Raw genomic sequence first — 13332 nt, forward strand, 5'->3', positions numbered from 1 at the left:
TGAAAGGCGATTTTTTGTTTTCTAATTTTTACATTTGTTTAAATATCATTTTATGAGTGTAAGATTCAAGTCCATTCTCGATAACGATTTCTATAAAATCACGATGCAAAACGCGGTGGTGAAACTTTTCCCAAACGAAAAGGTAAAATATGAGTTCATCAATCGCGGAAAACATCATTTTCCGGAAGGTTTTGATGCTGAACTGAGAAAATCGGTGAACGCAATGGCAGAACTGAAGCTCACAAAAGATGAGAAGGAATTCTTGAGAGAAACTTGCCCTTATCTCGATTTGCCGTATTTGGATTTTTTGGGCGGATATCATTATGATCCAACTGAAGTTACGATTCAGCAAACCGAAAATGAGTTGCGCGTAACGGTGGAAGGACAATGGTACCGGACAATATTATGGGAAGTTCCGCTTTTGGCTTTAATTTCCGAATTGCATTATGAAATGAACAATATGGAAAGAGATTCCGATGAAATAGTAGTTGCCAAAACTTTGGAAAAAGCCGAAGAATTGAACAAACTCGGCGTTACTTTCGCAGAATTTGGTACCAGGAGAAGACACTCTTATAAAGTCCACGATCTCGTGGTTGATACTTTGGTAAAAAATAAAAATACAAAATTTATCGGTTCTTCTAATATTCATTTTGCGATGAAATATGGCGTAAAGCCAATAGGAACACACGCTCACGAATGGTTTATGTTTCACGCTGCAGAATATGGTTTCAAGATGGCCAACGCACTTTCGTTGGAACATTGGGTGGATGTTTATCGTGGTGATTTGGGTGTAGCCCTTTCAGATACCTACACCACAGAAGTTTTTTTCCAGCAATTTGATAAAAAATTTGCGAAACTATTTGACGGTGTTCGTCATGATAGTGGCGACCCAATCGAGTTCGCACACAAAACCATTGAACATTATAAAACAAACGGCATCAATCCTTTATTCAAATACATTATTTTTTCTGATGGTTTGAACATGGAAAAAGTAGCAGAAATCACTCACGCTTGTAAAGGGAAAATCGGAATTTCATTCGGAATTGGCACCAATTTAACCAACGATGTCGATGTGAAACCAATGAATATAGTGATGAAACTTGTTGCTGCAAAAGCAATAAATGGAGATTGGATTCCTACGGTAAAACTTTCCGACGAAAGAGGTAAATATACTGGTGATCCAAAAATGATCGAACTTGCTAAAGAATTTTTGAGAATTCATGATTAAAATCTAAATCAGTAAGTTTTAAAGAATTCGTAGTAATCCCGAAAATTATTTTTTTTCTTCCTATTTTTGAAAAATGGAAATTACTACTTTATTTATAGGGATTATTATCGGAGTTTTAATCGGAGCATTGATTGTCTATTTTTTCTTAAAATCCTCCACTATTTCTCGAACACTTTTCGATGATTTGAATAATAGTTTTATTAGGACAAATTCTGATTTACAAAATTCGACATTGAAAATCAATGAATTAGAAAATTCTTACCTTTCTGAGAAGCAAACAAACCTTCAGCAAACTGAATTTTTAAATCAATTAAAAACGGATATTGCCAAAATTTCTGCTGAAAGTAATGCTCAAAATCAAAGAATTGAAGAACAAACAGAAATCAACAACAATCAAAGTTCAGAAATCAAAAAATTGGTTGATGAAAAAAATGAATTAATCTCAATAAAATCTCACCTCAATGCACAAAACCAAGCTTTACAAAAACTCTTAGATAGCCAAAAAGAAGAAATTGAAAAAATGCAAGCCTTGGCTAAAGAAGAATTTCAGAATCTCGCCAACAGAATTCTCGAAGAAAAATCAAAGAAATTCACCGATACGAACAAAGAAAATCTTGATTTACTCCTAAAACCATTGGGCGAAAACCTTGAAAACTTTAAGAAAAGAGTCAGCGAAGTGTACGAAAACGAAGCTCGCGAAAGGTTTTCACTGAACAATACCATCAAAATGATGATGGAGCAAACCACGAAAATCAGCCAAGAAGCCAATAATCTCGCGACAGCACTCAAAGGACAAACAAAGACACAAGGCGATTGGGGCGAAATGATTCTCGAAAGAATTTTGGAAGATTCCGGACTTACCAAAGACCGCGAATATTTCTCTCAATTCAACATAAAAAATGAAAACGGAGAAAACCAAAGACCGGATTTTGTACTAAAACTTCCAGGAAATCAAATCGTTATTATCGACTCGAAAGTTTCGTTAAACGCTTATGAACGAATGATTTCCGCTGAAGACGAAGAACAGAGAAAACAAAATCTAAACTTGCACATTTCAGCAATGAAAAGACATATTGACACCTTGGCTGAAAAAAGATATGATAATCTGAAGGAATCACTGGATTTTACCATCATGTTTGTTCCCGTGGAATCAGCTTTCCTTACTGCTTTGCAAGGGGATACACAACTCTGGAATTACGCATACAAAAAACACATTATTTTGCTGAGTCCAACCAATTTAATCGCTTATTTAAAACTGATTTCAGATGTTTGGAAACGCGATCACCACAACAAAAACGCGGCGGAAATTGCAAGGCAAGCCGGAGCTTTATATGATAAATTCGACGGATTTGTAACCGATTTGCTAAAAATAGGTAAGAAAATGGATGATGCCAAAGGCGACTATGAGAATGCGATGAAAAAACTTTCCACCGGAAAAGGAAATCTGGTTGGTAGTGTACAAAAACTAAAACAATTGGGCGCAAAAGCAAGTAAAAACCTTCCGGAGGCACTTCTAGAAAGAGCAAACGAAGATTCTGAAACCAATTTACTAGAAACTGAAAATACCGAAGAATAAAAATGGTGATTGAAAGTCTACAAAACGAAAAAATAAAAAACCTTAGCCGCTTAATTACCGATAACCGCTTTCGCAGGAAATCCGGGATTTTTGTGGTCGAAGGCAAGCAAGAAAACGAAAGAGCACTGCAATTTCAATTCGAAAACGTAGAGTTTTATATCTGCGAAAGTATTTACAACGACGATTTTCCAAAAGGAAAAATAAACTTGGTTTCTGAAAAAATTTACGATAAGATCGCGTATCGAGGGGGTTCAGAAGGAATTATCGGAATTTATAAATCAAAGTTGAATGTTCTTTCTAAATTTAAACCAAAAGAAAATTCCTCAATAATTATTGTTGAAAGCATTGAAAAGCCTGGAAATTTGGGTGCAATCCTAAGAAGTTGCGAAGCTTTCGGAATTGATGCTTTAATTGTAACGGATGCAAAGACCGACTTTTACAATCCGAATGTGATCCGTTCGAGCGTTGGTTGCTTATTCGGAATGAATGTCTTCCAATCGAACAATCAAGAATTATTTGAATTTTTACAAGAAAACAAATTCAGTATCTATACAACTTTGATGGATGAAAGCGCAAAAGATCTTTATAAAAAAAATTTCACCGGAAAAAGTGCGTTGTTATTTGGTACAGAACATTCCGGTCTCAGTGATTTCTGGATTGGTAAAGGAAAAAACACGCTTATTCCCATGTCCGGAAGTATCGATTCTCTTAATTTGAGCAATGCCGTGGCGATTAGTTGCTACGAAATATTAAGACAAAAGCTCAATCATAAATAAGAAAAAACCGCTTCTCGAGAGAAACGGTTAATCTTTTGATAAAAGTAGTTGCTAATTATTTCTTAACAGCGTCTTTTACAGCATCTTTTGCATCGCTAGCAGCTCCTTTAGCAGCATCAGCAGCTCCTTTAGCAGCATCAGCAGCTCCTTTAGCAGCATCAGCAGCAGCACCTGTAGTAGCAGAAGCAGCATCAACAGTTACAGCAGCAGCAGAATCAACAACAGTAGCAGCAGAATCAGCTACAACAGCAGCAGAATCAGTAGTTGCAACAGCAGCAGAATCAGCAGCGTTAGCAGTTTCTACAGTTTCAGTTTTTTTACAAGCTACAAGAGCTAAAGCAGCGATAGCAGCTACGAATAATGACTTTTTCATAATAAATTAAATTTAATTGTTTTGTTATTTTAAAATTTCGTTGTTCTCATTTATCATTTTGAACAGGACAAAGGTATAGTGAGAATTAAATTTGTGTTAGAAAATTAATTGTAATATATTTGTAAAACGGTTTTACAAAAAACCAACATTGACAATCAATAGATTACGTAAAAATTTGCAATTGAGCGATTTAGATTTATTACACTTTGAGCAGCTAAAAACGGAAGTTCAGAACCAATATTTGGCAGATCACACCCCTTCTTTCGATGACATTTCGAAATGGAAAGGGATAGACATTATATATTTCCAGGAAGATCTTCGAAAAAAGGCAAAAGGAAACATTAGTGAAAAATCTTTTTATACCTACTTTAAAAATTCCCCGGTAACCAAACTTCCGAGAATCGACATGCTAAACATTCTCTCTGTTTATGCGGGTTACATGTCTTGGTATGATTTCAAAAAAAACCATCTTTTTGCAGATGAAATCTTGAAAGAAAACGTAGAAATCACTCAATCAAAAACTGAAGAAGCTGAAAAAAGCGAAAAAGCACCTCAAATTTCGGCAGTTGATCCAAAAGTAGAAGAAACTCCATCAATTACACTCGAAAATACAGCAATTTCAGTAAATGAAAATGACGTTTTACAAAAAACAATATCTGATAATGAACCAGTTAAAGAACACAAGGCTAATTTAGAAACTTACGATACGGAAGAAAAAAATTCGACTTATTCTCTTGTAAAAAAATATTTATGGCTAGGAATTTCTGCAGTTCTTGCTGTTTTAGTTGGACTTTTGGGTTTCAAAGATGAATTGTTCAGTAAAAAATACTACTATAGCTTCATTGATGCTGACCGAAACTCAAAAATCAATGCAGAATTGCAAGTACAGATCTTAAAAGAGAATGAATCCCCCATTTTATACGTTGCAAAACCTAATGAGCCGTTTGTCTATACAACAAAATCCAAATCATTAACCATGGTCGTTTCCTCTCCATACTATAAAACAGACACGATTCAAAGAAATTTAGAAACTGCTCCAGAAGCTGAAAACATCGAGTTGAAACCAAATGATTATGCGATCATGCTCTTTTATTATTCCAAGTCTTTAAAAGATTTAAAGAAAAAGAGAGAAAGCCTCAATTATTTAATAAGTAATAATGCGCTGATTTACCAGGTATTTGACAACCAATTTTATGGAGTAGAAACCATGGATAAACAGCGATATATCAATCTCGTCACTTTACCTTCTACTTCGCTTGAAAACCTAGATGTAATTGATACTCAAGCGGATAAATCTGGAAAAATTGTAATGATTAAATTTAAAATCGATACCGATGAAGAAAAAAATTAACCTTTTGCTGATTATTTTCACTCTCTTATTTGTATTTTCTTGCAAAAAAGAAAGCACTGAAATTTCAGATTTGGAAAAAATAAGAAACAATAATAACAAAGTCTCCTATCCGGTAACAAAAATGGATAGCGCACAGGCGATTTCATTTATTACGAAACAAAAAATCCAGGAATTATTGGACCTTTCTACATTATATACTTCCGGAAACCGGGATACAGAAATCGATTCCGTTATTTATGCGCAAATGCAAAGTTATTTTACTGAAAACGATTCGAATAAGCTAAAACCTATTCTTAAACACCTTGATAGTTTCAAAGTAAAAACAGCAAAAGTTGGAAATATCTTTGTACAAAAGCACATTAAAGGCAAAGATACTTTAGATTTCGCAAAATTCGATGTGGAATATTTCGACGAAAAGGATAAGCTTATTGGAAAATTTGAGAAAAACGCACAATATATCCTTAAACCCGCTCCGGTGAAATTTAAAAAAGAATTTAAATTCTACTTCGTTGATTTTGACTTGCCGTCACCAAAAGACAGTACTGCAGTCGGCGTAACCAAATAATCTAAAGGAATATCGCCCTCCCAAATATCATCGACAATTTCATCAGGATTAAAAAAATTAACACCGATTTTTCGAGCATTTGAATTTATTTTTTCGAAAAGAGAATCATAATAACCTTTTCCATATCCTACTCTATTTCCTTGATTATCACAATACAATAACGGAGTAATCACAAAATCAAAATCTTTCTCACCGAAATCTTCGTTGCTTTCCGGCTCCGGAATTCCCCAATGATTTTTTATAAAATTGGTTTTAGCATTAATTTTAACAGAAATCAACTTTTCATCAACAATTTTAGGAACAAAAACCCTGATTTTCCTTTTCAATAATTCTTCGATAAAACCCTGTGTATCAACTTCTTTTTTATCAGAAATCGGTAAAAAACAATGAACTTTTTGATTTTCACTAAAGGTGAAAAACTGAAAAATATTATTAAAAATACGTTCAGAAAGCAACAAAACCTCATCCTGAGATAAGGTTTCACGTTTTTCCGTATATTTTTTTCTGATCTTTTTTTTTGTCATTTCATTTAAGACAAAACTTTAAATAATTTGTCTGATAAACGAACTCTAAACGGAATCGGGAAAGTGATTTGATCACCTTTTTTAGCAGATTGACTAGGTGCTCCGTTCACGAAAATTTCGGTAATTGTCAACTCTTTTTCTCCTGTAGTCGGACCAGAAATAAGAACCTTATCTCCTACCGACAGTTCATTTTCCAATAAAAACTGTGCAATTTTCGATTTGGAGTAATAATGCTCCGCCTTTCCAATCAATGTTTTTTTAATGGCAATTTTTTGCTGAATATTTTTGGTTTCCACTTTCGCCAAGGGCTTGTGTGGTAATTCTCCGGATTTTTTGAATTTTAACGCTTCCGATTTTCCTTTTTTGAAAATTTTGTTTCCAACCTGTAAACCTTTTCTCAATTTAGCTTGTTCTTCCAAAGGTAAATGAATAATCTCTAAACACTCTGTCGAACAGCAGTTTTCCATTGCAGCTTTACATTCATCACATTGAATGAATAATAAATGACACGCATCATTATAACAATTGGTGTGGTTATCACAAGGCTTTCCACATTGGTGACACTGCGAAACGATATCATCGGTAATTCTTTCACCTAAACGGTGATCAAAAACGAAATTTTTCCCAATAAACTTGCTTTCAATGTCTTCTTCTTTGATTTGACGGGCATATTCGATAATACCTCCTTCCAACTGGAAAACATTTTTAAAACCTTGATGTTTGAAATAAGCACTCGCTTTTTCGCAACGGATTCCACCGGTACAATACATCAATAGGTTTTTATCCTCCTTAAATTCCTGAAGTTGTTCATTGATGATTGGTAAACTTTCTCTAAAAGTTTCTACATCCGGAGTTATTGCACCTTGAAAATGACCTACCTCACTTTCGTAATGATTTCTAAAATCCACGACAATGGTATTTGGATCTTCGAGCAAAGTATTGAATTCGCGAGCTTTCAGATGGACTCCTTTATTGGTAACATCGAAAGTTTCATCATTTAAACCATCGGCAACAATTTTATTTCTAACTTTTATGGTAAGTTTTAAAAATGAATGATTGTCTTGTTCTACAGCAACATTTAAGCGGATACCTTTCATGAAATCATAAACCTCCAATGTATCACGGAAATCATCAAAATTATCCGCAGGAACACTCATCTGAGCATTAATTCCTTCGTGAGCGACATAAATTCGGCCCAAAGCATCGAGTGCATTCCAGGCTATAAATAATTCGTCGCGAAATTGTTTTGGATTTTCGATTTTGGCGTACGCATAGAAAGACAAAGTAAGTCGTTGCTTACCAGCTTCATCAATAAGTTGAGCTCTTTCTTCTGCGCTTAAAGTGTTGTACAGTTGCATGCTATAAACGTTTTAAGTGAGAATAATAATGTTGCAAAGATAGGAATTCCAAAGTTAGGGCGAAAATGAAATTCATATCATGTTTTAATATTTTAAAATTCGCTGTAAATATATTTTAAGATATTGCGATCCAGATCGGTGAAAGTTACTTTTCGTCTAGCCATCGCCAATTCGGCAACTTCGTACGCTTTTTCTAATTTAAATTTTTCATCGCCTTTCATTCCTCCCCAAGAAAAGTTTTCGATCAGGTTCGGCGGAAATCCGCTTTTGAAAATATTAGCGGCAACACCAACGACAGTTCCTGTATTAAACTGAGTATTGATGGCGGTTTTGGAATGATCACCCATAATGAGTCCTGCAAATTGCAACCCTGTATTTACAAACCTTTTTGCTCGGTAATTCCAAAGTTTTACTTCAGCGTAATTATTTTTTAAATTGGAGGAATTCGTATCTGCACCCAAATTACACCATTCACCAATGACTGAATTACCTACAAAACCATCGTGACCTTTATTGGAATATCCGAAAATCACGATGTTATTCACTTCGCCCCCTATTTTACAATGAGGACCGATGGTTGTAGCACCATAAATTTTCGCACCTAAATTAAATTTGGAATCATCGCAAAGCGCGATTGGACCTCGCAGATTACAACCTTCCATCACTTCGGCATTTTTGCCAATATAAATTTTTCCGGTTTTGGTATTTAAAGTTGAAAATTCAACATTGGCGCCTTTTTCAATGAACAAATCGTTAGCATCACCTAGAAAACCATTGGTAGCGGAAAGTTCCTCTGAAACTCTACCTTTCGTTAGCAAATCGAAATCGAAATTGATTGCTTTTTCATTAAATGAAAATAAATCGGTTGGCTGCTTGAACAAAAGAACACCTTCGTGGATATCGGTCATTTTCTCAATTTGATTTAAAGAGAAATTCTCCATATTGATTCTGGCGACCAATAATTCGTTTTCATAAACCAAAGCTTCCCCCAATTTTAAATCTTTAATTTGTTGCAAAACCTCATCACTTGGAAGAAAATTGGAAACGATAAAAAGACTTTCTGCCGCTTCCGGCTTCTTGAATTTATCTTGCAAAAAATCTTCAGTAATGTAAGAAACCTCATCGATTTCTAATAATTTCTGCCATCTTTCTGCAAACGTGAGTATTCCGCAACGCATTTCTGCAACGGGTCTTGTGAAAGTAAGCGGTAAAAAATCTTCCCAAAATTGGGCGTCGGAAAAAGCAAGTTGAGCCATTTAGTAACAAAATTTTTAATGAAACGATTAAACAATAAAGTCCAAAATTACAACAAAAAAAGCCTTTCAGAAACCTGAAAGACTTTAATATTGGTAAAAACCTCTAAAATTATTTAGAGAATTTTCTGTATTTGTTCATAAATTTATCAACTCTACCTGCAGTATCAACCAATTTCACTTTACCCGTGTAAAAAGGGTGAGAAGTTGAAGAGATTTCCAATTTGATTAATGGGTAAGTTTCTCCTTCATATTCAATGGTATCTTTGGTATCTGCTGTAGATTTGCAAAGAAATACCTCGTCGTTACTCATGTCTTTGAAAACAACAAGTCTATAATTTTCCGGGTGGATTCCGTTTTTCATAATAAAAATTTTAATAAATTAAAGTTTTGCTTCAGAAGTAGTAATGGATATTCCTCTGCTAATTTTTAGACCGCAAAAGTACAATTAATTTTTTAATCTGCAAATACTCAGTTTGATAATTTTTAAATTTTTAGGTTCAACTATTTTAATTAAATTTGAAAACTATATCTATTTCCCAATTCAATGAATAAATTAAAATTTATATTCGCAATCTCTTTCTGGTTTCTTTTAACAGCTGTTGCTTGTAACAGGGACGATATCAACTTTGAAAGTCCTTCGCAATTGCTTCGATTTTCTGCCGATACCGTTTTTTGCGATACCGTTTATAACCAAGTTCGATCCGAAACTTATGCTGTAAAAATTTACAATACCGAAGATAAAGATGTTATGATTCCTAAAATTTCCTTGGAAAACGGATCTTCTTCTTTATATAGAATCAATGTTGACGGAAAAGCGGGAACCGATTTCACGAATGTTCCACTTAGAAAAAACGACAGTCTGTATATATTTGTTGAAATTGTACCTGTAGCAAATTCTCCAGAAGCGATTGCCGAAGACCGAATTAATTTCCAAACTCCTGCCGGAAACCAACACGTTACTTTATTTTCTGTAGTTCAAGATGCGGAATTTTTCATCCAAACGGATAGCAACCCGAATGTTTTAGCAGAAAACACAAGCTGGACGAACGAAAAAGCGAAAATTATTTTCGGCAATCTTACTCTCGAAGCAGGGAAAATATTGCATATTCAGAAAGGAACCAAAGTATATTTTCACAAAAATAGTGGTTTGAAAATCTCTAAAAATGCCACACTAAATGTTGCGGGAGATTTAAACGAAGAAGTAACTTTCCGAGGAGATAGAAACGACGCTAGATACGATACCATCCCTAAAAACTGGAACGGAATTTCTTTTGATACCGGAGCCAAATTGGAAATGAATTATGCTAAAGTTTTCGGCGGAACCCGTGGTTTGGAAATGACAGAAACTCAGGCAAATATAAAAAATACAATCATTCATACTCATCAGGAATATGGAATTTTCGCAGTGAATTCTTCGATCAATGCATCGAATTTGGTGATGAACAATTGCGGAGAAGCTGATTTGGGGATTTTCAAAGGTGGAAATTACAATATCGCACATTCGACCTTGGCAAATTACTGGGATTTCAATTCCGCGTTGCCAGGATTAGGAATTTACGCAACCAACGAGTACCAGAATGGAACGGCTTTAGAAAACGGACCTTTAACTTTAAAAATCAACAATTCCATCATTTACGGAAATGCTGAAAACATGGTGGAATTGAAACAAACTTCCGGGCAAACTTTCACTACAGAATTCAATTATTCTTTATTAAAATATGGTGCAAATGCAAATTATGCGACATCAAATTCCATTAAAAATGAAGATCCTAAATTCGTGAATTACTTTACTCAAAAATTAAATTTAAGAGTAAAAGACGATTCCCCAGCGAAAGGCAAAGGAAACCAAGGAGTAGCAGCAATGTTCCCGGTGGATATTGTGAAAAACTCTAGAACATCTTCCCCAACCATAGGCGCTTATCAATAAAAATTATGGAAATTACCAAGCTCCAAAAAGAAGTCGATGATTGGATAAAAACCATCGGTGTTCGCTATTTCAACGAACTCACCAATATGGCGATGCTTACGGAAGAAGTTGGCGAAGTTGCCAGAATTATCGCAAGAAGATACGGTGAACAAAGCGAAAAAGAAAGCGACAAGACCAAAGATTTGGGAGAAGAACTTGCCGATGTTTTATTTGTAACTCTATGTTTGGCCAATCAAACCGGAACGGATTTGCAAACCGCTTTTGATAAAAAAATGAAAGTAAAAACAGAAAGAGACGCCGCTCGTCATCAAAATAACCAAAAACTGAAATAACCATTCACTTTCAAAATGCTATTAAAAAAATCTGAATTAATAGGAAACCAAACGATAGAAATCAGCGGTTCGAAAAGTATTTCGAATCGCTTGTTAATTCTGCATCAACTCTTCAACAATATCGAAATCAAAAATCTGTCAAATTCTCAAGATACTCAATTGCTTGAAAAAGCGTTGAATAGCAATTCGGAAATCATCGACATTCATCATGCCGGAACTGCAATGCGGTTTCTGGCTTCATATTTTTCCATTCAGGAAGGAAAAACGGTTGTTTTAACCGGTTCCGAGAGAATGAAACAAAGACCAATCAAATTTTTGGTGGATGCTTTGAGAGAATTAGGAGCGGAAATTTCTTACCTTGAAAAAGAAGGTTTTCCTCCATTAAAAATCACAGGAAAAAAACTCGAGAAAAATACGGTGACCATTTCTGCCAATATTTCGAGTCAATTTATTTCCTCATTAATGCTCATCGGCGCAAAGTTGGAGAACGGTTTAGAAATAATTTTAGAAGGAAAAGTCACTTCCAAACCTTATTTAGAGATGACCTTAAAAATTCTCCGAACAGTAGGAATAGCAAATCATTGGGATGGAAATACCATCAAAATTGAGCCGATGAATTCGAATAATCACCTCGAAAAACATCTGCAAAACATCCCTTTTATCGTGGAAAGCGATTGGAGTTCGGCCTCTTATTTCTATTCTTTGGCAGCGATTTCCAGAGAAACCATTAATTTAAAAAGCTTCAAACCTTATTCACTTCAAGGTGATTCAGCATTAAGAGAAATTTATTGGAAATTTTTTGGCGTGAATACGATTTCTGAAGGAGCTGAAGCGAAAATTTCCCTGCTTCCGGAACATTATTTCAATTTCCCCGAAAAGATTGTTTTAAATATGAATGATTGTCCGGATATCGCGCAAACGCTTTGTGTAACGGCAACCGCTCTGAAAATTCCGTTTGAAATTACGGGCTTGGAAACATTGAAAGTAAAAGAAACCGATCGACTTTTGGCTCTAAAAAATGAACTATTTAAAATAGGTTGTATTTCGGAAATCACCGACGATTCTATTGTTTCTGTTAAATTTTTTGAACCGAACGAGAATATTTCCATCGCAACCTACAACGATCACAGGATGGCAATGAGTTTTGCGCCGTTTTGTTTGGTTAAAGAAATTACCATTGAAAATGAAGACGTTGTAGAAAAATCTTATCCCGATTTTTGGACAGATTTGAAAAAAATTATTGAAACAAAAGCATAAAAAATGACGATTATCATCACAGGAACTTCCGCAGGTATTGGCTTCGCTTTGGCTGAATATTTTGGCAAAAAAGGACATCAGGTTTACGGATTGAGTAGAAAAAATACCGAATCAGATTTCTTTAAAACAATTCCGACCGATATTACCAATCATTCACAAGTTGAAAATGCGATTTCTGAAATTTTGAAGATAGAAAAAAGAATCGACCTGCTTATCAATAATGCCGGCATGGGAATGGTTGGCGCTGTTGAAGATTCTAAAAAAGAGGAAATTCTGAAATTATTCAACCTCAATTTGGTAGGTGCAGTGCAAATGATGACTGGCGTTTTACCCAAAATGCGTGAACAAAAATCAGGAAAAATCATTAATATCTCGAGTATTGGATCAGAAATGGGCTTGCCTTTCCGTGGATTTTACTCCGCTTCAAAATCAGCTTTGGATAAAGTAACAGAAGCGATTCGCTATGAAGTTTCGCCTTGGAAAATTGATGTTTGTACGCTTCATTTGGGCGACATTAAAACAAAAATTGCCGAAAATCGAGTAAAAACGGAAGTTTCCGAACCTTATAAAAAAACTTTTGAGAAAGTATATGCTTTGATGAATTCCCACGTGGATGACGGCATTGAACCTGTTGAAGTTGCAGAATATATCGAGAAACTGCTGGGAAAAAAAACGTGGAAAGCACATTACTATTTCGGAAAATTTGGACAAAAAATCGGAGTTCCTCTAAAGTGGATTTTGCCGCAGAATTTCTATGAAAACCTCATGAAAAAGTATAATAAAATGGATTGATGTAGCATCAATCCATT

General features: G+C 34.9%; 14 protein-coding genes. 9 read left to right on the forward strand and 5 right to left on the reverse strand.

Annotated elements, in window-relative coordinates; all coding sequences use genetic code 11:
• The first annotated feature begins 52 nt into the window (after window positions 1-52).
• From pncB to AP75_RS01025, 3 genes are all read left to right on the forward strand, one after another.
• A complete protein-coding gene (pncB, locus tag AP75_RS01015) occupies window positions 53-1228 on the forward strand; it encodes a nicotinate phosphoribosyltransferase (RefSeq protein WP_031502102.1) in 1176 nt (391 codons plus the stop codon).
• Between the two features lie 73 nt (window positions 1229-1301).
• The gene (gene rmuC / locus AP75_RS01020) at window positions 1302-2804 is read left to right on the forward strand and encodes a DNA recombination protein RmuC (RefSeq protein ID WP_088263406.1); all 1503 of its coding nucleotides are present in this window, start codon (window positions 1302-1304) and stop codon (window positions 2802-2804) included.
• Window positions 2805-2806: 2 nt separating this feature from the next.
• On the forward strand, window positions 2807-3580 hold the full coding sequence (locus AP75_RS01025) for a TrmH family RNA methyltransferase (RefSeq protein ID WP_169711619.1): 774 nt from the start codon (window positions 2807-2809) through the stop codon (window positions 3578-3580).
• 55 nt (window positions 3581-3635) lie between these two features.
• Here AP75_RS01025 and AP75_RS01030 read toward each other — a convergent pair whose 3' ends face one another.
• Window positions 3636-3953 carry a hypothetical protein gene (locus AP75_RS01030; RefSeq protein ID WP_088263408.1) on the reverse strand — a complete coding sequence of 106 codons (318 nt, stop codon included), beginning with the start codon at window positions 3951-3953 and terminating at the stop codon, window positions 3636-3638.
• A gap of 181 nt (window positions 3954-4134) precedes the next feature.
• On the opposite strand from AP75_RS01030, the gene AP75_RS01035 reads away from it, so the two are divergent.
• On the forward strand, window positions 4135-5304 hold the full coding sequence (locus AP75_RS01035; protein WP_031502653.1) for a hypothetical protein: 1170 nt from the start codon (window positions 4135-4137) through the stop codon (window positions 5302-5304).
• On the forward strand, window positions 5288-5869 hold the full coding sequence (locus AP75_RS01040; protein WP_031502651.1) for a hypothetical protein: 582 nt from the start codon (window positions 5288-5290) through the stop codon (window positions 5867-5869). The genes AP75_RS01035 and AP75_RS01040 overlap by 17 nt, the downstream gene beginning before the upstream one ends.
• Here the strand turns inward: AP75_RS01040 and AP75_RS01045 are convergent.
• The 4 genes from AP75_RS01045 to AP75_RS01060 all read right to left on the reverse strand — a co-directional run bounded on the left by AP75_RS01045 (window position 5806) and on the right by AP75_RS01060 (window position 9368).
• The gene (locus tag AP75_RS01045; RefSeq protein WP_088263409.1) at window positions 5806-6393 is read right to left on the reverse strand and encodes a 5-formyltetrahydrofolate cyclo-ligase; all 588 of its coding nucleotides are present in this window, start codon (window positions 6391-6393) and stop codon (window positions 5806-5808) included. The two genes, AP75_RS01040 and AP75_RS01045, sit on opposite strands and share 64 nt — an antisense overlap.
• A 5-nt stretch (window positions 6394-6398) precedes the next feature.
• Window positions 6399-7751 (reverse strand): oxygen-dependent tRNA uridine(34) hydroxylase TrhO, encoded by a 1353-nt coding sequence (trhO, locus tag AP75_RS01050; protein WP_088263410.1) that lies wholly within the window; start codon window positions 7749-7751, stop codon window positions 6399-6401.
• Between the two features lie 92 nt (window positions 7752-7843).
• Window positions 7844-9007, reverse strand: coding sequence for a GlmU family protein (locus tag AP75_RS01055; protein ID WP_088263411.1), 1164 nt, complete (start codon window positions 9005-9007; stop codon window positions 7844-7846).
• A gap of 109 nt (window positions 9008-9116) precedes the next feature.
• A complete protein-coding gene (locus tag AP75_RS01060) occupies window positions 9117-9368 on the reverse strand; it encodes a type B 50S ribosomal protein L31 (RefSeq protein WP_031503011.1) in 252 nt (83 codons plus the stop codon).
• Window positions 9369-9551: 183 nt separating this feature from the next.
• Here AP75_RS01060 and AP75_RS01065 point away from each other — a divergent pair, with 183 nt between their 5' ends.
• The 4 genes from AP75_RS01065 to AP75_RS01080 are packed head-to-tail and all read left to right on the forward strand — an operon-like array spanning window position 9552 to window position 13315.
• Window positions 9552-10934 carry a hypothetical protein gene (locus tag AP75_RS01065; RefSeq protein WP_031503009.1) on the forward strand — a complete coding sequence of 461 codons (1383 nt, stop codon included), beginning with the start codon at window positions 9552-9554 and terminating at the stop codon, window positions 10932-10934.
• 5 nt (window positions 10935-10939) lie between these two features.
• A complete protein-coding gene (locus AP75_RS01070) occupies window positions 10940-11266 on the forward strand; it encodes a nucleotide pyrophosphohydrolase (protein WP_088263412.1) in 327 nt (108 codons plus the stop codon).
• Window positions 11267-11281: 15 nt separating this feature from the next.
• A complete protein-coding gene (locus tag AP75_RS01075; protein WP_088263413.1) occupies window positions 11282-12523 on the forward strand; it encodes a 3-phosphoshikimate 1-carboxyvinyltransferase in 1242 nt (413 codons plus the stop codon).
• A 3-nt stretch (window positions 12524-12526) separates the two neighbouring features.
• The gene (locus AP75_RS01080) at window positions 12527-13315 is read left to right on the forward strand and encodes an SDR family oxidoreductase (RefSeq protein ID WP_031503007.1); all 789 of its coding nucleotides are present in this window, start codon (window positions 12527-12529) and stop codon (window positions 13313-13315) included.
• Window positions 13316-13332 lie beyond the last annotated feature (17 nt).

It is taken from the genome of Kaistella haifensis DSM 19056, assembly GCF_000735695.2.
Taxonomy (GTDB): domain Bacteria; phylum Bacteroidota; class Bacteroidia; order Flavobacteriales; family Weeksellaceae; genus Kaistella; species Kaistella haifensis.